The organism is Pseudomonas sp. Pso3 (genome assembly GCF_055393275.1).
In genome coordinates, this window is sequence record NZ_AP043687.1 from 2,541,637 (window position 1) to 2,563,259 (window position 21,623).

The following is a 21,623-nucleotide window of genomic DNA, read 5'->3' on the forward strand; positions in this document are numbered from 1 at the left end:
CTCCTAGCGCACGCGAATGCGCGGGTCGAGCAAGGCGTTGAGCAGATCGGCCAGCAGCGTCAGCACGATGTAGATCAACGCGATCAAGAGAACGATGGCCTGCACCACCGGGAAGTCGTTGCGGGCGATGGCGTCCCAGGCCAGTTGCCCGATGCCCTGGAGCGAGAACACCGCCTCGATCACCACCGAGCCGCCCAGCATGAAGCCGAACTCCACCGCGGCCAGGGCCACCACCGGGATCAGCGCATTGCGCAGGGCGTGCTTGAACAGCACCCGCGCCGGACTCAGGCCCTTGGCCCGGGCGGTGCGGATGTAGTCGGCGCCCAGCACGTCGAGCATCCCGGCGCGGGTCAGGCGCATCAGCGAGGGGGTGGCGTAGTAGCCCAGGGCGATCGCCGGCAGGATGAAGTGCTGCCAGCTGGTATTGCCGGACACCGGCAGCCACTTGAGGGTCACGGCGAAGACGACGATCAGCACCAGGGCGAACCAGAAGCTGGGCATCGCCTGGCCAAAGGTCGCCAGAGTCAGCGCCAGGCGGTCGATCCAGGTGTCGCGCTTGACCGCGGCCAGCACCCCGAGCGGGATGGCGATGAGCAGTGCCACCAGCAACGCGATGGCGCCCAGGGTCAGGGTGATGGGCAGGCGGCTGGCGATGAGATCCCGCACCGACTCCTGGAAGAAAAACGACTGGCCCAGGTCCAGCCGCAGCAACTGCCCGACCCACTCGACGTACTGCGTCGCCAGGGGTTTATCGAGTCCATGCTGATGACGCACCACCTCGATCTGTTCGGCGGTGGCCTCGGGGCCGGCGATGGCGGTGGCCAGATCGCCGGACAGGTGCAGCAGGAAGAAACTGATGAGGGAAACGGTAAAGGCCACGGCCAGGGCGATACCCAGGCGGCGCAGGAGGTATGCGGACATGCTCGGCTCCTCGGCGAGAGACGCCCCCGTGCGGGGCGCCGGGACGGATCAGTTCCAGTGGGCCAGGGCGAATCGCGGCAACTCGTCCGGATAGGGCTGGAAGGCCAGGTCCGAGGTGAAGGCATAGTTGATAGAATAGTTGAACACCGGCGCCCAGTAGGCCTGCTCGGCGATCCGCTGCAGCGCCTTGCGGTAGTTCTCCTTGCGCACGGCCGGGTCCATGGCGGTGTCGGCCACCTTGAGCCAGTCGATCACCTGGGGATCCTTGGCCACGTCGTCGGCATTGCCCTTGAAATAGACGCCGGTGGCCGCCGAGGCATCGGCGATGGAGAAGGAGCCCCAGGCGAGAAAGGCCATGGGCACCTTGCCGGCGCGCTGCTGGTCACGCAGCGCGGCGTATTTCAGATAGCGCAGCTTGGCGTCGATGCCCACCGCGCGCAGGTCGCCGATCAGCGCCTCGACCACGTCGCGGTCGCGGTAGGCGAAGATCTCGGTGCTGAAACCGTTGGGGTAGCCGGCGGCCTTGAGCAGCGCCTTGGCCTTGGCCGGGTCGTAGGGGTAGCCCGGCACCGCCTTGGCGTCGCAACCGAATTGCTCCGGATAGCAGGCCACCTGCAGCGGCTGGCTGCCGCCCCCCATGAGCTGACTGGCGATGGCTTTGCGGTTGATCGCGTAGTTGACCGCCTGGCGCACCTCGGCTTTGGCAAAGGGCGAATCCGGGCTGGAGGCGCCCTGGGCATCCATGCTGAGGAAGCCGATCCTCATGCTGGCCCCGCTTTCCACCGTGAGATTGGGCGCGGCCTTGAGTTGCTCGGCCTGGTCCGGCGCCACGCGCCAGGCCCAGTCGATGCCGCCGGTCATGAGTTCGGCGAGTCGGGTTTCGGCGTCGGGAATGACGCGGAACTGGATATGGCCGATGCGTGGCTGCCCCTGGGGGCTGTCCTTGAAGTAGTCGGGATTGCGTTCCAGCGTGACGCCCTGGCCGCTGGTGACCGCGACGATGCGATAGGGCCCGGTTCCCACCGGCTTCTGCGCGAAGCCCGCCAGGCCTACTTTCTGGAAATACTTGCCGGGATAGATGGGCAAGGGATTGGCCAGGTATTCCAGCGCGGCTGGAAACGGCTGCTTGAGGTGCAGGCGGACCTTGTATTCGCCCAGCTTCTCGGCGCTCTTGATCCAGTTGACGTTCTGCTGGGTGACCACCTTGCCCTCGGGCGAGGCCACGTAGTTGAAGGTGAAGACCACGTCATCGGCGGTGAAGGGATCGCCGTTGTGGAAGGTCACGCCCTGGCGCAGATCGAAGTCGAGGGTCAGCGGATCGACCTGCTGCCAGTGGGTGGCCAGCATCGGCTTGTATTCGCCGGTCTGGGGGTCGCGGTAGATCAGGGTGTCCCAGGCCAGGTGGGCGAGGATGACGCCTTCACGGGCATCGTTGTGATAGGGGCTGACGTTTTCGGGTTCGGTGTCGGAGGCGTAGACCAGGGTGTCGTTGGCCTTGCCGGCGAAGGCCTGGCCCTGGGCCAGGAAGAGGGAAAACGCGATGCCACAAGCGAAACCTTTGAGTCCCATGCCGTCTGTCTCCGGGGCGGTGGTTGGTCAAAGGCAGGTCCGCGAAGCGCGGGGAAGGAGTTCTTGCTGAAGCCTGTTATTGGTCTCTTGACCCGACTCTAGGTCTTGCCATCCCATGCCACAAGCAGAATATTTAGATGCAAGCCATGCCTTTTCGGCAAAGGAGGCTCCATGCAGCCCTACGGAATCCAGTCCACCGCCCTGCGCTATTTCCTCGAGGTGGTGCGTTGCGGCTCGATCAGCGAAGCCTCCCAACGGCTCAATGTCGCGGCCAGTGCCGTGAGTCGCCAGATCGCCAAGCTGGAACGCGAACTGGAGACGCCGCTGCTCGAACGCCGTGCTCGCGGGGTGGTGCCCAGCGCCGCTGGCGAGCGTCTGGCGGTGCATGCGCGCAAGGCGCAGCTGGCCAGTGAGCAGGTGGCCGCCGAACTGCGCGGCCTGGCCGACCTGCGCCGCGGCCAGGTGCGCCTGGCCACCACCGAAGGCTTTTCGCTGGACTTTCTGCCCGAGGTGATCGCCGCCTTTCGCCAGGGCTACGCCGGCATCCACTTTTCCCTGGAGGTCTGCGCCCCCGCCGTGGTGACCCGCCGCGTCCAGGAAGGCGATGCCGACCTGGGGCTGACCTTCAGCCTGAGGCCCGAGCCGGATATCCGCGTCGAGGCCACCCTGAGTGGCGCCATAAAGGCGATCGTCGTTCCCGACCACCCGCTCGCCAGCCGCACCGGCCTGGCCCTGGTCGATCTGCAGCCCTATCCCCTGGCGCTGCCGACGCCGGACACCACGATCCGCCAGCTGTTCGACATCTGCTGTGGCGTCCAGGGCCTGTCCTTCGAGCCGGTGCTGGTGAGCAACAACATGCAGGCGCTCTATCGCTTCGCCGCGCTGGGCGCCGGGGTCGGCCTGTTCAGCGAGTTGAGCCTGCGCAGCCGGTTGCGCGAGGGCCAGTTGGTGGCCCTGCCCTTGCTGGACGAGGGCCTGGCGGCGCGGCGGATCGAGTTGCAGAGCATGGCGGGTCGCGAATTGCCACCGGCGGTCAATGCCTTCCGCCACGCGCTGATCGCGGCGCTGGGGCGCTGAGTCAAAGCGGTGCATCAAGCCACTACGATGCACTGCAACGGGGCGGCGCGACCGATAGCGCAGCGCCGTCATGGCAAAGAACCAGCATGGCACGGGGCCTGGAGGCAACTGGCACGCATCTGGCAAAGACCATATCGTGCAGGAGCACCGGTCAGCCGGTTTGATGCACCACAATCTGCAATGGATGACTAGGGTTCCGACTCGCTCGTGCGGGTGTCTGGTCCGAGAGTCGTCGACCTCTGATGGGGTTACACGGCGGGACAAAAGCCCGGGAGACACAGCGCCAGTCGCGTGCTCCTGTCCCGTCGTCCATCCTATTGGAGGTCCCATGCGCCATCCCCTGCTCGCCTCGCTCGTTCTCGGTTGTTCCCTGCTGCTTGGTGCCACCGCTCAGGCGGCGCCGCGCGACGACTTCAAGGTGTGCTGGACGATCTATGCCGGCTGGATGCCCTGGGGCGAAGCCCAGGCCCAGGGCATCATCGACAAGTGGGCCAAGAAATACGGCATCCACGTCGAGGTCGTGCAGCTCAACGACTACGTCGAATCCATCAATCAATACACCACCGGCCAGTTCGATGGTTGCGCCATGACCAACATGGACGCCCTGACCATTCCGGCCGCGGGCGGCGTGGACAGCACGGCGCTGATCGTCAGCGACTACTCCAACGGCAACGACGGCGTGGTGATGAAGGGCAAGGGCAAGACCCTGGCCGACCTCAAGGGCCAGCAGGTCAACCTGGTGCAATTCTCCGTCTCCCACTACCTGCTGGCGCGGGCGCTGCAGAGCGTGGGGCTGAGCGAAAGGGACCTGACCACCGTCAACACCTCGGATGCCGACATGGTGGCCGCCTTCCAGACGCCTGACGTGCGCAACGTGGTGACCTGGAATCCGCTGCTGGCCGAGGTCAAGGCCCAGCCCGACACCACCGAGGTGTTCGATTCCAGCAAGATTCCCGGCGAAATCCTCGACATGCTGGTGGTGAACACCGCCACGCTCAAGGATAACCCCGCCCTGGGCAAGGCGCTGACCGGTGCCTGGTTCGAGATGATGGCACTGATGCAGGCCCACGATGCCAAGGGCAAGGCGGCCCTGGAAGCCATGGCCAAGGCCTCGGGCACCGACCTCGCCGGCTTCCAGGCGCAACTGGACAAGACCCGGCTGTTCACCACGCCCGCCGAGGCCCTGGCCTTCGTCAAGGACCCCGCGCTGCCGACCACCATGCAGCGCATCGCCCACTTCTCCTTCGAACACGGCCTGCTGGGCCAGGGCGCGCCCAGCGCCGAGGCCATCGGCATCGCCTATCCGGGCGGCAAGACCAGCGGGGACGCGGGCAATCTCAAGCTGCGCTTCGATCCGACCTTCGTACAGCTGGCCGCCGACGGCAAGCTCTGAGCCCCGCCGCGAGGACGACGCCCATGCGCTTCATCAATCGGCATCCCGATCGGGGTGGCCGGCTCCTGCTGGTCCTGCTGCCCTTCGCCCTGCTCGCCCTGCTCTATCTGGTGGGCTCGGCCACCCGGCTGGCGGAAAATCCCAACGACAAGCTGCTGCCCAGCGTGGCGCAGATGGCCGATGCGGTGCAGCGCCTGGCCTTTACCGCCGACGTGCGCACCGGGGGTTATCCGTTCTGGCAGGACACCCTGGCCAGCCTGCAACGCCTGGGGCTGGGCCTGGGGATCGCCGCGCTGATCGCCCTGGTGGTGGGCATCGCCGCGGGCAGCCTGCCCCTGGTCGGCGCGCCGCTGTCGCCACTGGTGACGGTGCTCTCGATGATCCCGCCCCTGGCGATCCTGCCGATTCTCTTCATCGTCTTCGGCCTGGGCGAACTGGCCAAGGTGATGCTGATCGTGGTGGGCGTCACCCCGGTGCTGATCCGTGAGCTCGACCAGCGTGCCCGGGAGTTGCCCCGCGAGCTGCTGATCAAGGCCCAGACCCTGGGCGCCAACAGCTGGACGGTGATCCTGCGCCTGGTGTTGCCGCAACTGCTGCCGCGCCTGCTCATCGCCCTGCGGCTGCAGCTGGGCGCCGCCTGGCTGTTTCTCATCGCGGCCGAGGCCATCGCCGCCACCGATGGCCTGGGCTATCGCATCTTTCTGGTGCGGCGCTACCTGGCCATGGACGTGATCCTGCCCTATGTGGCCTGGATCACCCTGCTGGCCTGGCTGCTGGACGCCGGTCTGCGCCTGCTGACGCGACGCACCTTTCCCTGGTACGGGGAGGGTCGCTGATGATCGAGGTCCGCAATCTCTGGCAACGCTACGGCGAGCAGGTGGTGCTCGAAGGCCTCAATCTGCAGGTGCGCGAAGGCGAATTCTGCGCCCTGGTCGGTGCCTCCGGCTGCGGCAAGTCCACCTTCCTGCGTCTGCTGCTCGGTCAGGAGCGCCCCAGCCGGGGCGAGATCCGCATCGATGGTCAGCCGCTGTCAGCGGAACCTGATCCCGAGCGGGGCGTGGTCTTTCAGCGCTATTCGGTCTTTCCCCACCTGAGCGTGCTGGACAACGTCGCCCTGGGCCTGGAATTGCCCAGGTCCCCGCTGCTCGGCCGGCTGCTGGGTACGGCCAAGCGCCAGGCCCGGGAACAGGCCGCCGCCCTGCTCGAGCGCGTCGGCCTGGGCCAGGCGCTGGGCAAGTACCCGGGGCAGCTGTCCGGCGGCATGCAGCAGCGCCTCGCCATCGCCCAGGCGCTGATCGTCCGGCCGCGCATCCTGCTCCTGGACGAGCCCTTCGGCGCCCTCGACCCCGGCATCCGCAAGGACATGCACGCCCTGCTGCTGGAGCTCTGGCACGAGCGCCCGCTCACGGTGTTCATGGTCACCCATGACCTGCACGAGGGCTTCAGCCTGGCCACCCGGGTGCTGGTGTTCGACAAGGTCCGCCAGGACCCGCAAGCCCCCGGTGCCTATGGCGCCCGCATCACCTACGACCTGCCCCTGACCGCCAAGACCCCGCCCGTACATGCGGCCGGGACGCGGCCGGCCCTTATCTGACGAGGTTGCCCATGACTGAAGAACTGCTCTACCAGGAACGCGTCCCCGGCGGCGGTACCGCCTCCTTCATCCTGCGCCGCGGCCAGACCCTGCGCCTGACCGACGTGGAAGGCGGCGCCAATGTCAGCCTGCTGCTGTTCAATGCCGATGACCGCAGCGAGCGGCTGAATCTGCCGGATACCCTCAAGGGCCAGCACACCGCCCGTCTCACCGCCGGACACTGCCTCTATTCCGACATGGGACGGGTGCTGGCGGCCGTGGTGCGCGACACCTGCGGCTGGCACGACAGCTTCGGCGGCGTGGCCAATGCCGCCGAGGTGGCCGAAAAATACGGCGCGGGCCGTTACCAGGAGTTGCGCAACGGCTTCCACCGCAACGGCACCGACAACCTGCTGGTGGAGCTGGCCAAGTGGGGCCTGGGGCTGGAAGACCTGTTGATGACCCTGAATCTGTTCAGCCGGGTGGACGTGGATGCCGAGGGCGCCTTTGCCTTTGTGCCCGGCAACTCCCGCGCCGGCGATCTGGTCGAGCTGTATGCGCCCATGAACACCCTGGTGGTGCTGACCGCCCTGCAGCATCCGCTGGACCCGGATCCAGTCTATGCGCCGCGCCCGGTCGATCTCGCCCAGTTGCGCGCCGCGCCCGAGGTGGCCGATCGCTGCCGCACCTCGCGCCCGGAAAACGAGCGCGCCTTCCAGAACACCGCCCGCTACTTCCTCTGAGACCCCGCCATGAATCTGATCGCCAGCACCAAACGCCCGGAAGATGCCAGCTACCGCGCCGTCCTGCCGGCCGGAGCGCCCTACCTCAAGGAGGTCAAGGCCGGCCAGACCCTGCGCATCCATGACCTGGAAGGCAACCAGGCGGTGGACACCCTCTTCTACGCCGCCGCCAATCCCCAGGAGCGCTACGATCCCCAGCGCACCCTGAGACGCCAGGGCCGGGTCTATCTGTCGACCGGCAGCGTGCTCTATTCCAACCTGGGCAATCCGCTGCTGACCATCGTCGCCGACACCTGTGGCCGCCACGACACCCTGGGCGGCGCCTGTTCCCAGGAGAGCAACACGGTGCGCTACGCCCTGGACCGCCGGCAGATGCACAGCTGCCGCGACAACTTCCTCTGCGCCGGTGGCCATGACGGGCGCCTGGGCAAGCGCGACATCGGCGCCAACATCAACTTCTTCATGAACGTGCCGGTGACCGCGGATGGCGGCCTGACCTTCGCCGATGGCATCTCCGGCGCCGGCAAGTACGTGGAATTGCGCGCCGAGACCGACGTCATCCTGCTGATCTCCAACTGCCCGCAGTTGAACAATCCCTGCAACGGCTGGAATCCCACCCCGGCCGAGGTGCTGCTATGGGACTGACCCGCGTACGCCAGCTCTGGCAGTGGCTGCGGCCGCACCTCTATCGGCTGTGTGAAGTCCGCGCCGGACGCTACGGCTACCGCGGCAAGCGCTAGACGCCGACTGACCCACCGCCCTCGCGCGGCCTCTTGGGGACGACCCCGAGAGCTTTTATCTGGCGGGACGGCCCGCCGCCTTCGAGGACGCCTCGAATGTTCACCACCCTGCTCATCGCCAACCGTGGCGCCATCAGCTGCCGCATCCAGCGCACCCTGCGCGACCTGGGCGTCGCCGCGGTCGCCGTCTACAGCGAAGCCGATCGCGCCAGCCGCCATGTCAGCGAGGCCGACCAGGCCTTCAGCCTGGGCGAAGGCGCCGCCGCGGCCACCTACCTGGACACCGCCAAGCTGCTCGAGGTCGCGCGCCAGAGCGGTGCCCAGGCCATCCACCCCGGCTATGGCTTCCTCTCCGAGAACGCCGCCTTCGCCGAAGCCTGCGAAGCCGCCGGCATCGCCTTCGTCGGTCCCACCCCCGAGCAACTGCGCACCTTTGGACTCAAGCACACGGCGCGAGCCCTGGCGCGCGGCCAGGGCGTACCGCTGCTGGAGGGCACCGAGCTGCTGGAGACCCTGGAGGCGGCCCTGGCGGCCGCGCGTGCGATCGGTTATCCGGTGATGCTCAAGAGCACTGCCGGCGGTGGCGGCATCGGCATGCGCGTGTGCCGCACGGACACTGAACTCGCCGAGGCCTTCGACGCCGTGCGCCGGCTGGGCCAGAACAACTTCAGCGACGCCGGCGTCTTCCTGGAGAAATACATCGAGCGGGCGCGGCACCTGGAGGTGCAGGTGTTCGGCGATGGTCAGGGCGAGGTCCTGGCGCTGGGCGTGCGCGATTGCTCGGTACAGCGCCGCAACCAGAAGGTGCTGGAGGAAACCCCGGCGCCCAACCTGCCGGCCGGCATGGCCGAGGCGCTCTGCGCCGCCGCGCTGGAGCTGGCGCGCGCGGTGCGCTATCGCAGCGCCGGTACCGTGGAGTTCGTCTACGACAGCGCCGCCGACCGTTTCTACTTCCTCGAGGTGAACACCCGGCTGCAGGTCGAGCACGGCGTCACCGAGCAGGTCTGGGGCGTGGACCTGGTGCGCTGGATGATCGAACTGGCCGCCGGCGACCTGCCGCCGCTGGCAACCCTCGCCGCGGGGCTGCGGCCCCAGGGCCATGCCATCCAGGCGCGACTCTATGCCGAAGACCCGGGTCGCGACTTCCAGCCCAGCCCGGGCCTGCTGACCCAGGTCGACTTTCCACCGGCGGATGGCCGGGCGCTGCGCCTGGACACCTGGGTCGAGGCCGGCTGCGAGATCCCGCCCTATTTCGATCCGCTGGTGGCCAAGGTCATCGCCTGGGCCCCGGACCGGGACTCGGCTCGGCAGCGTCTCGACCAGGCCCTGGCCGCAAGCCGGCTCTATGGCGTGGAAACCAACGGCGACTACCTGCGGCAGATCCTCGCCGCCCCGCCCTTCGCCAGCGGCCAGCCCTGGACCCGCTGCCTGGAAGGCCTGACCTACCAGGCCACCACCCTGGAGGTGCTCAGCGCCGGCACCCAGACCACGGTGCAGGACGCCCCCGGGCGCCTCGGCTACTGGTCGGTGGGCATTCCCCCTTCCGGCCCCATGGACGACCGCGCCCTGCGCCTGGGAAATCGCCTGCTCGGTAACGACGGCCGCGCGGCCGCCCTGGAAATCACCCTGGCCGGCCCGACCCTCAGATTCAACACCGAGGCCGTGGTGGCGGTCACCGGCGCGGCGCTGCCGATCCTGCTGGATGACCAGCCCCAGGCCATGGACAGCGTCTTTCGCGTACCCGCGGGTGCCATTCTGCAACTGGGCGCCATCACCGGCGCCGGCGCCCGCAGCTATCTCTGCCTGAAAGGCGGTCTGGACCTGCCCGAATACCTGGGCAGCCGCAGCACCTTCACCCTTGGCCAGTTCGGCGGCCACGGTGGCCGCGCCCTGCGCGCCGGTGACGTGCTGCACCTGCACCCGCTGACCGACGCGCACACGGAGGCCCGGCTACCCGCCGCCCTGACCACCCAGCTCGCCGAGACCCGCACCCTGCGCGTCATCTATGGCCCCCATGGCGCGCCGGACTATTTCAGCCCGGCCTATCTGGAACTCTTTCTCGCCACCGACTGGGAGGTGCACTTCAATTCCAGTCGTACCGGTGTGCGCCTGATCGGGCCCAAGCCGGAATGGACCCGCGAAGACGGCGGCGAAGCCGGTCTGCACCCCTCCAACATCCACGACAATCCCTATGCGGTCGGCGCCGTGGACTTCACCGGCGACATGCCGGTCATCCTCGGACCCGACGGCCCCAGCCTGGGCGGCTTCGTCTGCCCGGTCACGGTGATCGAGGCCGATCTCTGGCAACTGGGCCAGCTCAAGGCCGGCGACCGGGTGCGCTTCCTGCCTGTGGACCTGGCCACCGCACGGCGCCTGCAGCTGGCACGCCTGGCCGAGGAAAGCAGCTTGCAGCCGCAGGCGGAGATCGCCATCGCGCCCGAGCGCGGCGATCCCGTGGTGCTGGACCTGGGCCAGGGCGCCGAGCGCCTGGTGGCGCGGCTTTCCGGGGATACCCATCTGCTGCTGGAGATCGGCCCACCGGAGCTGGACCTCGCCCTGCGCTTTCGCGGCCATGGCCTGATGCAGGCGCTGGCCGCCCTGGCACTGCCCGGGCTGTGCGAGCTCACCCCCGGCATCCGCTCGCTGCAGGTGCACTATCAGCCCGAGGCCCTGCCCCTGGCCGAGTTGCTGGCGGCGGTCAGTCGCTGCTGGCAGGCGCTGGGCGATGCCCAGGACCTGCGGGTACCCTCGCGCATCGTCCATCTGCCGCTGTCCTGGGACGATCCGGCCTGCCGCCTGGCCATCGAGAAATACACCACAACGGTACGCAAGGACGCGCCCTGGTGCCCGAGCAACCTGGAGTTCATCCGCCGGGTGAATGACCTGGAGTCGCTGGAGGCGGTCAAGCGCATCGTCTTCGACGCCAGCTACCTGGTGATGGGCCTCGGCGATGTCTACCTCGGTGCACCGGTGGCCACCCCCCTGGATCCGCGCCATCGGCTGGTCACTACCAAGTACAACCCGGCGCGCACCTGGACCGCGGAAAATTCGGTGGGCATTGGCGGCGCCTATCTGTGCGTCTATGGCATGGAAGGCCCCGGCGGCTACCAGTTCGTCGGGCGCACCCTGCAGATGTGGAATCGCTATCGCGAAGTCGAGGCCTTCCACGGCCAACCCTATCTGCTGCGCTTCTTCGATCAGATCCGCTTTTATGAAGTCTCGGCGGAGGAATTGCTGCGCATCCGCGCCGACTTCCCCCTGGGACGGGTACCCCTGCGCATCGAAGAGAGCGAACTGTCCCTGGCCGACTACCAGGCCTTCCTGGCCCGCGAAGCCGAGGGCATCGCCACCTTTCGCGGGCGTCAGCAGAGCGCCTTCGCCGCGGAGCGGCAACGCTGGATCGACTCCGGCCAGGCGCATTTCGACAGCCAGGAAGCCGCCGTCGAAGCCACCGAAGACGCCCCCCTCGCCAGCCACCAATTGGCCCTGGAAAGTCCGGTGGCCGGCAATCTCTGGCAGGCCCAGGTGCAACCGGGCGATCAGGTGGAAGCCGGCCAGCCGCTGCTGATCCTGGAGTCCATGAAGATGGAAATCCCGCTGCTCGCCCCCTGCAGCGGCCGGATCCACGACCTGCAGGTCCAGCCCGGCTCGCCGATCCGCGCCGGCCAGCGCCTGCTGGTCATCGACAAGACGTGAAGGAAGCCACCATGACATTCGATCTGCGCCTCGACACCCTGAGCGCCGCCTATGCCGCCGGTACCCAGACACCACGAGTCCTCCTCGCTGAACTGCTGGAAAGAGCTGCCCAGCTCAATCCCGAGTACCGGCTGTTCATCCACCTGCTGACCCCGGCCGAGCTGGAGCCCTATCTCGCCGCCCTGGACGACCGCGACCCCGCCGAGCTGCCGCTCTATGGCATCCCCTTCGCCATCAAGGACAACATCGACCTCGCCGGCATCCCCACCACGGCGGCCTGCCCGGCCTATGCCTATGTGCCCGAGCGCTCGGCGACCCTGGTGGAGCAGCTGGTCGCCCTGGGCGCCGTGCCCCTCGGCAAGTGCAATCTCGACCAGTTCGCCACCGGCCTCAACGGCACCCGTTCGCCCTATGGCGCCTGCCGCAACAGCGTCCACCCGGACTATCCTTCCGGCGGCTCCAGTGCCGGGTCGGCCCTGGCCGTGGCCCTGGGCGTCGCCAGCTTCGCCCTGGGCACCGACACCGCCGGGTCGGGGCGCGTACCCGCGGGGCTGAACAACCTGGTGGGCCTCAAGGGCAGCAAGGGATTGCTGTCCACCGCCGGCGTGGTGCCCGCCTGCCAGACCCTGGATTGTGTGACCTTCTTTACCGCCACCGCCGCCGAAGCCAGCACCCTGCTGGCGCTCACCGCCCGCCTCGATCCGCGCGACCCCTACAGCCGCGCCAATCCGCAGTGGAACGACGCCAGTGCCTTCGGCCGCCCGCGGCCCTTTCGCTTCGGCGTCCCGACCCAGCTGGAATTCCTCGGCTGCCCGGAAAGCCCGGCGCTGTTCGCGGCCGCCAAGGCGCAATTGGAAGCCCTGGGTGGCGAAGCCGTGCCGCTGGATCTTGCGCCCTTCCTGGAAGCCGCACGCCTGCTCTATGAGGGCCCCTGGTTGGCCGAGCGCTACAGCGTGGCCGGCGCCCTGATCGAGGCCGAACCGGACGCAGTGCTGCCGGTGATCCGCGCCGTGCTGGAAAAGGCGCCCGGCACCACGGCAGTGGACGCTTTTCGCGCCGGCTATCGCCTTCAGGCATTGAAAGCCCAGTGCGATGCCCTGCTGGCCGAGCTGGATTGCGTGCTCACCCCCACCTATCCACGGCCGGTGACCCTGGCCGAACTGGCCGCCGAGCCGGTCGCCCGCAACGCCGATCTGGGCTACTACACCAACTTCATGAACCTGCTGGACTACGCCGCCGTGGCCGTGCCAGCCGGTGTCATGACCAATGGACTGCCCTGGGGCGTGACGCTGTTCGGCCGGGTCTTCACCGACCAGTACCTGCTGAGCCTGGCCGTGGCCCTGCAGGAAGCCCAGGGCCTACCCCTGGTCGGCGGCGCCCACCCAGGCGCCAGCCTGCCGGCGCGCCCCGCCCGCCATGACCGTGCCCGCCTGGTGGTCTGCGGCGCCCATCTGCAGGGACTGCCCCTCAACGGCCAGCTGCTCGCCCGCGGCGGCCGACGCCTCGCTCTGACCCGGAGCGCGCCGCACTATCGCCTCCACGCCCTGGCCGGCGGCCCGCCGCTCCGTCCCGGCATGGTCCGGGTCGCCGAAGACGGCGCCGCCATCGAGGTGGAAGTCTGGGAGCTGCCCAGCAGCGAACTGGGCAGCTTTCTCACCGGCATCCCCGCCCCGCTCGGCCTGGGCAAGGTGGAACTGGCCGATGGCAGCTGGGAAACCGGCTTCATCTGCGAGCCCTACGGCCTGGCCGGCGCCGAGGACATTACCGCCCATGGTGGGTGGCGGGCGTGGTTGGCAAGTCGCAGCGCCGTTTAGGTCGGGCGACGGGCCAGGCGGCGAAGCCACCGTATCCCAGGACGCGCAGCGCGCCGCTACTAGCCGCCGCTGTGCAAGCGGTGGACGGACGCACCCGTCTGCCGTTCATGAGCTTCTCTCAAGCCGCCATGAGCCGCGGGCGCTAGCCGTACCCGTGGCCGCCTGCTATCTAGGGTGTTCGAAGCCGCTGACCGTTGCTGGGCAGTGGCGCCTCCTCGCTTGAAGATCGAAACACCCTCATGCCTCTCTCCTGCACCGACCGCTACGACCATCCCCTGTCCACCCCTTCCGCCCACGCCGCCGAGCGCTACCAGGCCGGTGTCGACCTGCTGCTGTCGCTCTGGCCCGGGTCAGCCGAGGCGCTCGACGAGGCGATCGCGGCCGATCCTGATTTCGCCCTGGCGCTGGCAGCACGGGCGCGGCTGCAGCTGATCGACAACCAGGCCGGCGCGGCCCGGGAGACCATCGCGCGGGCGCAGCGGCTGGTCGAGCGGCTTGGCACGGAGCGCGAGCGCAGCCATGTCGAGGTCCTGCGGCGACTGATCGGCGGGGAAGGCGCGCGGGCGCTGCAGGGCGCGCTGGAACATGCCGAGCGCTGGCCACGCGACATCCTGATCCTTGGCCTGCCGCTGGGGGCCTTTGGCTTGCTGGCGTTTTCCGGGCGGGCCGATCATAACCAGGCGCGGGTCGACCTCTGCGAACGCCATGCCCGCCATTTCGCCGCGGACGACTGGTGGTTCCTGACCTACCGCGGCTGGTCCCATGGCGAGAACGGCGATGTGGTCCGCGGTCGAGTGCTCACCGAGCGGGCGCTCGAGCTGCGCCGCCACAACGTCAATGCGGCCCATGCCCTGACCCATGTCCTGCACGAATCCGGCGACAGCCAGGCCACGCAGGCCCTGATCGCCGGCTGGCTGCCCGAGTATCCGCGCCACGGCACCCTGCATGGGCATATCGCCTGGCATGGCGCCCTGGTGGCCCTGGAACAGGGTGACAGCCAGGGCGCGCTGGACCTCTATCAGCGCTTCGTGGCGCCGGCGGCGTCCACCGCCGGCCCGCTCAATCGGGTCAGCGACAACGCCTCCTTTCTCTGGCGCCTGGGACTCTATGGCCATGAGGTGCCCGCCGAGCTCTGGCAGGCCACCGCCGCCAGTGCGGAGGGGCTGTTCCAGCAACCGGGACTGGCCTTCGCCGACGTCCATATGGCGCTGATCGCCGCAGCGATCGGGGATCGTCTGGCGGTGGAAGCCCGTATCGCTGGACTGGAAAGCCGCCTGCGCGACGGCGGCCTGGCCGCCGGACCGGTAGTCCCCCTGCTCTGCCGCGCCCTGCTGGCTTTTGCCGAGGAGGACTACCCAGGTTGCGCCCGGCTGCTGGAACCGCTGCGCGGGGACGTCGCCCGCATCGGCGGCAGTGGCGCCCAGCGCGAGGTCATCGAAGACACCCTGCTGGTTGCGCTCATGCGCGCCGGGGAGCACGCCAAGGCGCTCGCCCTGCTGGACGAGCGTCTGCATCGACGGTCCTCGCGGCGGGATGAGCAATGGCGGACGGCATTGGAGAGTCGCAAGCGCGACCGCTAGAGAAGACGAGACCGACGGACTTTATCTGCAGACACAATATTGATATATTTAAATCTGCAGATTGAGGAGCATTGCCATGCTACAGGCGGCCATCGCGAAAGCTGACTTTTCGAAGAGCCAAGGTACCGTTGGCCTCAGGACAGCGCTCAACATCCTCGACAGGTGGCAGGCCTCCAGCGAACAAAGCTGCCGCATCCTGCGTATCTCACGCAGCACCTATGCGCGCGCACTGCAGAAGGATCCGGCGTGGTCGGTCAGCCTGGATACCGATCAATTGCAACGTATCAGCCTGGTCCTGAACATTCATTCCGCCTTGCGCGTGGTCTTCGACAATCCGGAAAACGTCTATGGCTTCGTCGCCATGGGCAACCACAACGACTTCTTCAATGGCCGGTCGCCCCTGGAGATCATGGCCCAGGGCGATATGATCGCCCTGTACGAAACCTTCCGGCGTATCGACGTGCTGCGAGGTGCAGGGTGGTAAAGCTGGAGGATCTGCCGCTGCTCAAGGGCGCGTCTCTGCAGGGACACCGGCTGGTCAACTCCAAGTTTCCACCCATCGCTCTATTCGATGACGTAGCCGATGCCGAAGATTTCGAAACGCTCTACCAGCTCCAGGCGCTGACCAACCCGCGTCTGCAGAACGAGCTGGGACGTCTGGAGCTGATCCCGCGTGACCAGATTCCCTTCGGCATTCCTGGCTGTTCCTATGCAACGGCCCCCTTCACCCACGTCAACCCTGCAGGTTCGCGCTTCAGCGATGGCAGCTTCGGCGTTCTTTATCTTGCCGATCACGCCGATACGGCGCTGGCCGAGGTTCGCCATCACCAGGAAGCCTATTGGTCAAAGGTGCCGACGCTGAAGTACGAGCGCTTCGTCTTCCGCAATCTGACGGTGAGCTTTTCCGACCAGGGACTGCGCGACGCCCTGGTGCTGGACGCCGCCGATCCCATCTATGAGCCCGACGACTATGGTGCGGCGCGCAGCCTGGGCGCCGCCGCCAAACGCACTGGCTGCCCAGGGCTGCGCTATCGCTCGGTACGCCGTGCCGCGGGTCATTGCTGGGCGCTACTGACTCCCCGGCTGGTCACCGCTGTCATCCAGGCGGCGCCGGTCGAGATGATCTGGAACGGCGGCATCATCGCTATCAACCGCATCACCGCCGTGCCGGGCGAGGCTGGCTGACTGCCCTCACGCGTGGGTCAGATACCAGCGCCAGTCCTGCTCGCCCACCTCGGCCATGAATTGCCGGTATTCCGCGCGCTTGATGGCCAGGTACACCTCGACGAAGCGCTCCCCCAATGCCTCCCGGATCCAGCTGGAGCGATCCAGCGCCTGTAGCGCGGTCAGCCAGTCGGTGGGCAGGAAGTCGGTGGCCTGCTCGTAGCCGTTGCCGACAGTGGCCGGCCCCGGGTCGCGTTCGTCACGGATGCCTTCATGGATGGCGGCGAGGATGGCCGCGGCCGCCAGATAGGGATTGGCATCGGCGCCACAGATGCGGTGCTCGATGTGGCGACTGCTGGCCGGACCGCCGGGTACGCGCAGGGACACGCTGCGGTTGTTGACCCCCCAGCTCTTGGCCAGCGGCGCATAGCTGTTGGCCTGGAAGCGGCGGTAGGAGTTGGCGTTGGGACAGAAGATCGCCAGGGCATCCAGCATCCGGTGCTGCATGCCACCGATGGAGTGGCGCAGCAGCGGCGTGCCCTGCGGATCCTCGCTGGCATAGAGGTTGTTGCCCGCGGCATCCGCCAGGCTGACGTGCAGGTGCAGGCCACTGCCGGCCTGGTCGCCGAACGGCTTGGCCATGAAGCAGGCCTGCAGGCCGTGGCGGTTGGCGACCCCCTTGACCAGGCGCTTGTAGCGAATGCCCTCGTCGATGGCCTGAAGGGCATCGACGCGGTGCAGCAGGGTCAATTCGAGCTGGCCGGGGGCGTATTCGGAGATGGCCGTGCGCACCGGCAGGCCCTGCACCTCGCAGGCGGCGTAGAGGTCGTCGAGAAAGGGCTGCAGCTGCTCCAGTTCGTAGACCCCATAGACCTGCGGCGAGCCGGGTCGAACGCCATTCATCTGCAGCGCCGGTTGCGGCCGGCCCTGGGCGTCGCGGGTGCGGTCGAGCAGATAGAACTCCAGCTCCACCGCCATCACCGGCTGGAAGCCGTCGGCCTGCAGCCGCTCGATCACCCGCACCAGGGCATGCCGGGGATCGGCGGGGGTGGCCGGCAGCCCCTGGGTCGGGTGCATGCTCACCTGCACCTGACCGGTCGGGGTGCTGCGCCAGGGTTGCAGGGTCAGGCTGCCGGGCAGCGGATAGGTCCAGCAGTCGACATCGGCGACCTCCCAGACCAGGCCGGTGGCCTCGACGTCTTCCCCCTGCAGGGTCAGCGCCAGGATGGAGCTGGGCAGCGGCCGGCCCTCCTCGTAGATGGCCAGCAATTCGTCACGGTGCAGCAGCTTGCCGCGCGGCACGCCATTGGCGTCGATCAGCATGAGTTCGATGCTGCGCACCTCGGGGTAGGCGGCGAGGAAGTCGCGGGCTTCCTGGGCGTCGGCGAAGTTCATGGCTGACACTCCCGGGCGCCGGGCAACGCCAGGAGCTCGCCAAGAGCCTGGTCGAGGGTGGCCAGCAGGCGGTCGACGTCCGCCGCTTCGAGATCCGGGCAGCACAGGGTCATGTTGTGGAAGGGGGTGATAAGGATGCCCCGGTTGATCAGGTAGAGGTGCAGCGCCTGCTGCAGACTGTCGTGGAAGGCGGCTTCCGCCTCGGCGCCGGTGGTGGGCGGCGTGGCGCAGAACTGGAATTCGCAGCGGGCGCCCAGCTCCGTCACCGACCAGGCCAGGCCATGGCGGGCGATCACCTCGCGCAGGCCGGCGGCCAGTCGCGCCGCCAGCGGCAGCATTCGCGCATAGGCGGCCGGGGTCATGACCTCTTCCAGGCTGACGCGCAGGCAGCGCATGGCCAGGGCATTGGCCGACAGCGTCGTGCCCATGCCGCTGTGCCCATGGCCGTGGCTGGTCTCGCTGGCGTGCTGCTGCGCCAGGCGCATGGCCTGGGCCATCTCGTGGCTGCAGCCATAGGCCGAACAGGGCACGCCACCGGCGATGGGCTTGCCGAAGGTGATGAAGTCCGGCTGGAGATTCCAGGCACGGGTGCAGCCACCGGGACCGGTGGACAGGGTATGGGTCTCGTCGATGATCAGCAGGGTGCCGTACTGCCGGGTCAGGACGCGGACCTGCTCCATGAACCCCGGGGCGGGCAGCACCATGCCGATGTTGGTCATGGCCGGCTCGCAGATCAGCGCGGCGACGTCGCCTTTCGCCAGTGCCGCCTCCAGCGCCGCGAGGTCGTTGAAGGGCACCGCCCGGCTGGTCTCGGCCAGGTTGTGGGCCTGGCCGATCAGGCCGCCGCGGTGCACGGTGCGGCCCTCCTGATGGCGCACCATGACGTCGTCGACGGTGCCGTGGTAGCAGCCGTCGAACACCAGCAGCATCTTGCGATTGGTGATGGCGCGCGCCCAGCGGATGACATAGCGGTTGGCATCGGTGGCGGTGGTCGCTACCTGCCAAAATGGCAGGCCGAAGCGCTCGGCGAGCAGTTCCCCGGCGACCACGGCATCCTCGCCGGGCAGCATGGTGGTGAGTCCGCGGGCGCCCTGCTCGGCCAGGGCCCGGGCGATAGGCGCCGGCGAGTGACCGAACATGCTGCCGGTGTCGCCCAGGCAGAAGTCGATGTATTCGTGGCCATCGACGTCATGGAAGCGCGAGCCCTGGGCATGGCTGACGAACAGCGCACTGGGCATCGACCAGTCGTTCATCCAGTGCATGGGCACACCGCCGAACAGCGAGTGCCGGGCGCGCTCGGCCAGGGCCAGGGACTTGGGATTGCGCGCCAGGAAGCGCTCGCGTTCGGCCGCGACAAAGCTCTGCACGGCGGCTTCGCTGATACCACTGGTGGTCATTTCGGACTCCTCTTGGGGTGGAGGGCGAATCGGCTCGGGCTCAGTGCCCGGCCGAGACGCCGCAATCGATGGCCAGGTCCGCGCCGGTGATGGAGCGGGCGGCGGGTTGGCACAGGAAAAAGGCCAGCTCGGCGACCTCCTCGGGCTGGATGAAGCGCGCCGCTTCACCTTGCGGATACTTGGCCAACAGGTCCTGCAGGTAGGCGGCGGGATTGCCGTCGCCATAGCGCTCGGCCTGAAAGCTCAGCATGGGCGTCGCCACATCGCCGGGGGAGATGCTGTTGCAGCGCACCCCGCTGGGCGCCAGATCCAGGGCCAGGGCCTTGGTCATCAGGGTCACCGCCCCCTTGCTGGCGCAGTAGACGGCGGCATTGCGATTGCCCTGGCGACCGGCATCGCTGCTCAGGTTGACGATGGCGCCCCGGGTGTCCCGCAGCGCGGGAATGGCCGCGGCGCAGAGAAAGAAGCTGGCCTTGAGATTGACGTCCAGCACCAGGTCGAAGTCTTCCTCGCTGAAGGTCTCGGCTGGGCCTTCGCGCCAGGCACCGGCGCAATTGACCAGGGCGTCGAGCCGACCGAGGCGGTCCAGGGCGCTGGCGACCACCTCCCGGCTGGCGCTGGCCTGGCGCAGGTCGGCGGCGTGCTGGCCGGCAAGGCCACCTTCGGCCTCGAGCGCCGCCAGGGCCGCGCCATCGAGATCGGTACCGAAGACCCGCCAGCCGGCCTGCAGAAAGTGCGCACGCACCGCCTGGCCGATGCCCCCCAAAACCCCGCTGATCAGCACGACTGGCTGCATGTCAGGCCCCCTTGTTTTCGATGCGGCTGTTGCCACCGTCCACCACCAGGTATTCCCCGGTGATGTAGCTGGCCTCGGGCGAAGCCAGGAAGGCCACCGCTGCGGCGACCTCGGCGGGACGACCGGCGCGGCCCACGGGCACCCGGGTCGCGGCCTGCAATTCTTCCGGCAGGCTGGAGGCGGTCTCGATCCAGCCGGGCGCCACGGCGTTGACCGTGATGCCCTGCCCGGCCACCTCCAGCGCGAGACTCATGTTCATGCCGACCATGGCCGCCTTGGCCGCGCTGTAGGCCGCGGCCTGTGGAATGCCCGCCCGGGTGCCGGTGGCGGAACTGACATGGACGATGCGGCCATAGCCGTGCGCCTGCATGCCGGGCAACACGGCGCGGGTCAGCAAGAAGGCCGTGGTCAGGTTGCGCGCCAGGGTCAGATTCCAGTCGGCCAGGGTCATCCGCGCCACCTCGACCAGGGGCTCGGGATTGCCCTGCATGGCCATGCCGGCATTGTTGACCAGGATGTCGATACGGCCCCAGTGCGCCTCGGCCCACTGGCAGAACTCGCCAACGGCCGTCTCCTCGGTGAGATCCAGCGCCCGGCCTTCGGCGGTGAAGCCGGCGGCGCGCAACTCCGCCACCCGCTCCGCGATCCGGGCGCTGCTGGCGGTGACAATCAACCGCGCTCCCGCCGCGCCCAGGCGCCGGGCGATCGCCATGCCGATACCGGATTCGCTGCCGGCACCGCTGATCAGGGCCACCTGGCCCGCCATCGACTCGCTCATGTGGCTGTCTCCGTTGTGGTCTGCTGGACTCTAAGCCGGTCTGGCTGATACAAAAAGACGATCGTTATCAGCGAAATTGACAACCATGGCCTTTACCAGCGAAACACTCCGGGTCTTTCTCGCCGTGATCGACGAGGGCTCCTTTTCCGCCGCGGCTCGCGTCCTGGGGCGGGTGCCCTCCGCGGTGAACATGGCGATCTCGCAACTGGAAGCCGAGCTGGACCTGGTGCTGTTCGACCGCGCCACCCGCAAGGCCTTGCCGACCCCCGCCGCGCGCGCCCTCGAACCCCAGGCGCGGCAGGTGGCCAGCCAGCTCACGCTGCTCGACGCCCATGCCCTGCAATTGCACGCAGGCCTTGAGCGGCGCTTCGTGCTGGTGATGGCGCCGGAGTTGCAGACCGGCGCCTGGAGCCGCCCGCTGATGACCCTCGCCGAGGAGTTTCCGGCGCTGGAAATCGAGATCCGCTCGGCCGCCCGCGCCGAGGCGATCCGCCTGCTGCACGAGGGCAGCGTGGACATGGCGCTGATCTTCGAGCGCCCGGGCATCAACGCGCTGGAAGGTTTCGCCGAGGCTGGGAGCCAGTTGCTCACGGCGGTGGCCGCGCCCGGCTATCCCGCCTCCCGCCAGGATCGGCCACTGGGCGAAACGCTGATGGCCGATACCCGCCAGATCGTGGTGGCCGGGGGCGACCGTAATGCCTCGGACCCGCAGATCGTGCTGTCGCAACGGGTCTGGCTGACCGACAGCTACCTGGCGACGCTGGACCTGGTGCAGGCCGGGCTGGGCTGGGCCTATCTGCCCCACCCGCTGGTGCGGCCGCTGATCGCCGCCGGCCTGCTCGAGCAGGTGCAATTCGACAACATGGCCAGCCAGATCCGCCGCTGGATCGACGTCATCTGGATCAAGAATCGCCCCCTGGGCCTGGGCGCGCGCCGCTACCTAGAGTTGTTGCGCGAGCAGATCGGCACCAAGCCGGAATAGCGGCT

Annotated in this window: 18 protein-coding genes and 1 riboswitch; of the genes, 12 read left to right on the forward strand and 6 right to left on the reverse strand. The window is 68.2% G+C overall.

Annotation, left to right across the window (positions count from 1 at the left end):
* Window positions 1-3: 3 nt before the first annotated feature.
* Both ACZ5R1_RS11960 and ACZ5R1_RS11965 read right to left on the reverse strand, forming a co-directional pair.
* The gene (locus ACZ5R1_RS11960) at window positions 4-921 is read right to left on the reverse strand and encodes an ABC transporter permease (RefSeq protein ID WP_007161747.1); all 918 of its coding nucleotides are present in this window, start codon (window positions 919-921) and stop codon (window positions 4-6) included.
* Between the two features lie 48 nt (window positions 922-969).
* Window positions 970-2,490, reverse strand: a complete 1,521-nt coding sequence (locus tag ACZ5R1_RS11965; protein ID WP_027602319.1) for an ABC transporter substrate-binding protein — start codon at window positions 2,488-2,490, stop codon at window positions 970-972.
* Window positions 2,491-2,661: 171 nt separating this feature from the next.
* On the opposite strand from ACZ5R1_RS11965, the gene ACZ5R1_RS11970 reads away from it, so the two are divergent.
* From ACZ5R1_RS11970 to ACZ5R1_RS12020, 11 genes are all read left to right on the forward strand, one after another.
* Window positions 2,662-3,567, forward strand: a complete 906-nt coding sequence (locus ACZ5R1_RS11970) for a LysR family transcriptional regulator (RefSeq protein WP_027599337.1) — start codon at window positions 2,662-2,664, stop codon at window positions 3,565-3,567.
* 177 nt (window positions 3,568-3,744) lie between these two features.
* Window positions 3,745-3,844, forward strand: a riboswitch (guanidine-I (ykkC/yxkD leader).
* Window positions 3,845-3,895: 51 nt separating this feature from the next.
* The gene (locus tag ACZ5R1_RS11975) at window positions 3,896-4,960 is read left to right on the forward strand and encodes a putative urea ABC transporter substrate-binding protein (protein ID WP_044341863.1); all 1,065 of its coding nucleotides are present in this window, start codon (window positions 3,896-3,898) and stop codon (window positions 4,958-4,960) included.
* A 23-nt stretch (window positions 4,961-4,983) separates the two neighbouring features.
* A complete protein-coding gene (locus tag ACZ5R1_RS11980; protein WP_464712299.1) occupies window positions 4,984-5,796 on the forward strand; it encodes an ABC transporter permease in 813 nt (270 codons plus the stop codon).
* Window positions 5,796-6,554: an ABC transporter ATP-binding protein gene (locus ACZ5R1_RS11985; RefSeq protein WP_027602321.1), complete on the forward strand. Its 759-nt coding sequence runs from the start codon at window positions 5,796-5,798 to the stop codon at window positions 6,552-6,554. The genes ACZ5R1_RS11980 and ACZ5R1_RS11985 overlap by 1 nt, the downstream gene beginning before the upstream one ends.
* Before the next feature lie 11 nt (window positions 6,555-6,565).
* Entirely contained in the window at window positions 6,566-7,276 is a 711-nt protein-coding gene (locus ACZ5R1_RS11990; protein WP_464712300.1) for an urea amidolyase associated protein UAAP1, read from the forward strand.
* Window positions 7,277-7,285: 9 nt separating this feature from the next.
* The gene (locus ACZ5R1_RS11995) at window positions 7,286-7,921 is read left to right on the forward strand and encodes an urea amidolyase associated protein UAAP2 (RefSeq protein WP_027599332.1); all 636 of its coding nucleotides are present in this window, start codon (window positions 7,286-7,288) and stop codon (window positions 7,919-7,921) included.
* 191 nt (window positions 7,922-8,112) lie between these two features.
* Window positions 8,113-11,712: an urea carboxylase gene (gene uca / locus ACZ5R1_RS12000; protein ID WP_464712301.1), complete on the forward strand. Its 3,600-nt coding sequence runs from the start codon at window positions 8,113-8,115 to the stop codon at window positions 11,710-11,712.
* 11 nt (window positions 11,713-11,723) lie between these two features.
* On the forward strand, window positions 11,724-13,526 hold the full coding sequence (atzF, locus tag ACZ5R1_RS12005) for an allophanate hydrolase (protein ID WP_464712302.1): 1,803 nt from the start codon (window positions 11,724-11,726) through the stop codon (window positions 13,524-13,526).
* Window positions 13,527-13,765: 239 nt separating this feature from the next.
* A complete protein-coding gene (locus ACZ5R1_RS12010; protein ID WP_464712303.1) occupies window positions 13,766-15,106 on the forward strand; it encodes a tetratricopeptide repeat protein in 1,341 nt (446 codons plus the stop codon).
* Between the two features lie 76 nt (window positions 15,107-15,182).
* Window positions 15,183-15,590: an antitoxin Xre-like helix-turn-helix domain-containing protein gene (locus ACZ5R1_RS12015; protein WP_278896125.1), complete on the forward strand. Its 408-nt coding sequence runs from the start codon at window positions 15,183-15,185 to the stop codon at window positions 15,588-15,590.
* Entirely contained in the window at window positions 15,584-16,291 is a 708-nt protein-coding gene (locus ACZ5R1_RS12020; protein WP_278896124.1) for an RES family NAD+ phosphorylase, read from the forward strand. The genes ACZ5R1_RS12015 and ACZ5R1_RS12020 overlap by 7 nt, the downstream gene beginning before the upstream one ends.
* A gap of 6 nt (window positions 16,292-16,297) precedes the next feature.
* On the opposite strand, the gene ACZ5R1_RS12025 is transcribed toward ACZ5R1_RS12020, so the two are convergent.
* Genes ACZ5R1_RS12025 through ACZ5R1_RS12040 form a run of 4 tightly spaced genes read right to left on the reverse strand, consistent with a single transcriptional unit; the run spans window position 16,298 to window position 20,636 of the window.
* On the reverse strand, window positions 16,298-17,665 hold the full coding sequence (locus tag ACZ5R1_RS12025; protein WP_464712304.1) for a glutamine synthetase family protein: 1,368 nt from the start codon (window positions 17,663-17,665) through the stop codon (window positions 16,298-16,300).
* Window positions 17,662-19,062: an aspartate aminotransferase family protein gene (locus ACZ5R1_RS12030; RefSeq protein ID WP_278896122.1), complete on the reverse strand. Its 1,401-nt coding sequence runs from the start codon at window positions 19,060-19,062 to the stop codon at window positions 17,662-17,664. Before ACZ5R1_RS12030 ends, ACZ5R1_RS12025 begins: the two co-directional genes overlap by 4 nt.
* A gap of 40 nt (window positions 19,063-19,102) precedes the next feature.
* Window positions 19,103-19,858 carry an SDR family NAD(P)-dependent oxidoreductase gene (locus ACZ5R1_RS12035; protein WP_278896121.1) on the reverse strand — a complete coding sequence of 252 codons (756 nt, stop codon included), beginning with the start codon at window positions 19,856-19,858 and terminating at the stop codon, window positions 19,103-19,105.
* 1 nt (window position 19,859) lies between these two features.
* Entirely contained in the window at window positions 19,860-20,636 is a 777-nt protein-coding gene (locus ACZ5R1_RS12040) for an SDR family NAD(P)-dependent oxidoreductase (RefSeq protein ID WP_464712305.1), read from the reverse strand.
* 85 nt (window positions 20,637-20,721) lie between these two features.
* On the opposite strand from ACZ5R1_RS12040, the gene ACZ5R1_RS12045 reads away from it, so the two are divergent.
* Window positions 20,722-21,618, forward strand: coding sequence for a LysR family transcriptional regulator (locus ACZ5R1_RS12045; protein ID WP_144958645.1), 897 nt, complete (start codon window positions 20,722-20,724; stop codon window positions 21,616-21,618).
* Window positions 21,619-21,623: the final 5 nt, after the last annotated feature.

Excerpts from the sequence above, each read along its gene's own strand:
- ACZ5R1_RS11960 (WP_007161747.1), bottom strand. The coding sequence starts at position 921 with ATGTCCGCATACCTCCTGCGCCGCCTGGGTATCGCCCTGGCCGTGGCC.
- ACZ5R1_RS11965 (WP_027602319.1), bottom strand. The coding sequence starts at position 2,490 with ATGGGACTCAAAGGTTTCGCTTGTGGCATCGCGTTTTCCCTCTTCCTG.
- ACZ5R1_RS11970 (WP_027599337.1), top strand. The coding sequence starts at position 2,662 with ATGCAGCCCTACGGAATCCAGTCCACCGCCCTGCGCTATTTCCTCGAG.
- ACZ5R1_RS11975 (WP_044341863.1), top strand. The coding sequence starts at position 3,896 with ATGCGCCATCCCCTGCTCGCCTCGCTCGTTCTCGGTTGTTCCCTGCTG.
- ACZ5R1_RS11980 (WP_464712299.1), top strand. The coding sequence starts at position 4,984 with ATGCGCTTCATCAATCGGCATCCCGATCGGGGTGGCCGGCTCCTGCTG.
- ACZ5R1_RS11985 (WP_027602321.1), top strand. The coding sequence starts at position 5,796 with ATGATCGAGGTCCGCAATCTCTGGCAACGCTACGGCGAGCAGGTGGTG.
- ACZ5R1_RS11990 (WP_464712300.1), top strand. The coding sequence starts at position 6,566 with ATGACTGAAGAACTGCTCTACCAGGAACGCGTCCCCGGCGGCGGTACC.
- ACZ5R1_RS11995 (WP_027599332.1), top strand. The coding sequence starts at position 7,286 with ATGAATCTGATCGCCAGCACCAAACGCCCGGAAGATGCCAGCTACCGC.
- uca (WP_464712301.1), top strand. The coding sequence starts at position 8,113 with ATGTTCACCACCCTGCTCATCGCCAACCGTGGCGCCATCAGCTGCCGC.
- atzF (WP_464712302.1), top strand. The coding sequence starts at position 11,724 with ATGACATTCGATCTGCGCCTCGACACCCTGAGCGCCGCCTATGCCGCC.
- ACZ5R1_RS12010 (WP_464712303.1), top strand. The coding sequence starts at position 13,766 with ATGCCTCTCTCCTGCACCGACCGCTACGACCATCCCCTGTCCACCCCT.
- ACZ5R1_RS12015 (WP_278896125.1), top strand. The coding sequence starts at position 15,183 with ATGCTACAGGCGGCCATCGCGAAAGCTGACTTTTCGAAGAGCCAAGGT.
- ACZ5R1_RS12025 (WP_464712304.1), bottom strand. The coding sequence starts at position 17,665 with ATGAACTTCGCCGACGCCCAGGAAGCCCGCGACTTCCTCGCCGCCTAC.
- ACZ5R1_RS12030 (WP_278896122.1), bottom strand. The coding sequence starts at position 19,062 with ATGACCACCAGTGGTATCAGCGAAGCCGCCGTGCAGAGCTTTGTCGCG.
- ACZ5R1_RS12035 (WP_278896121.1), bottom strand. The coding sequence starts at position 19,858 with ATGCAGCCAGTCGTGCTGATCAGCGGGGTTTTGGGGGGCATCGGCCAG.
- ACZ5R1_RS12040 (WP_464712305.1), bottom strand. The coding sequence starts at position 20,636 with ATGAGCGAGTCGATGGCGGGCCAGGTGGCCCTGATCAGCGGTGCCGGC.
- ACZ5R1_RS12045 (WP_144958645.1), top strand. The coding sequence starts at position 20,722 with ATGGCCTTTACCAGCGAAACACTCCGGGTCTTTCTCGCCGTGATCGAC.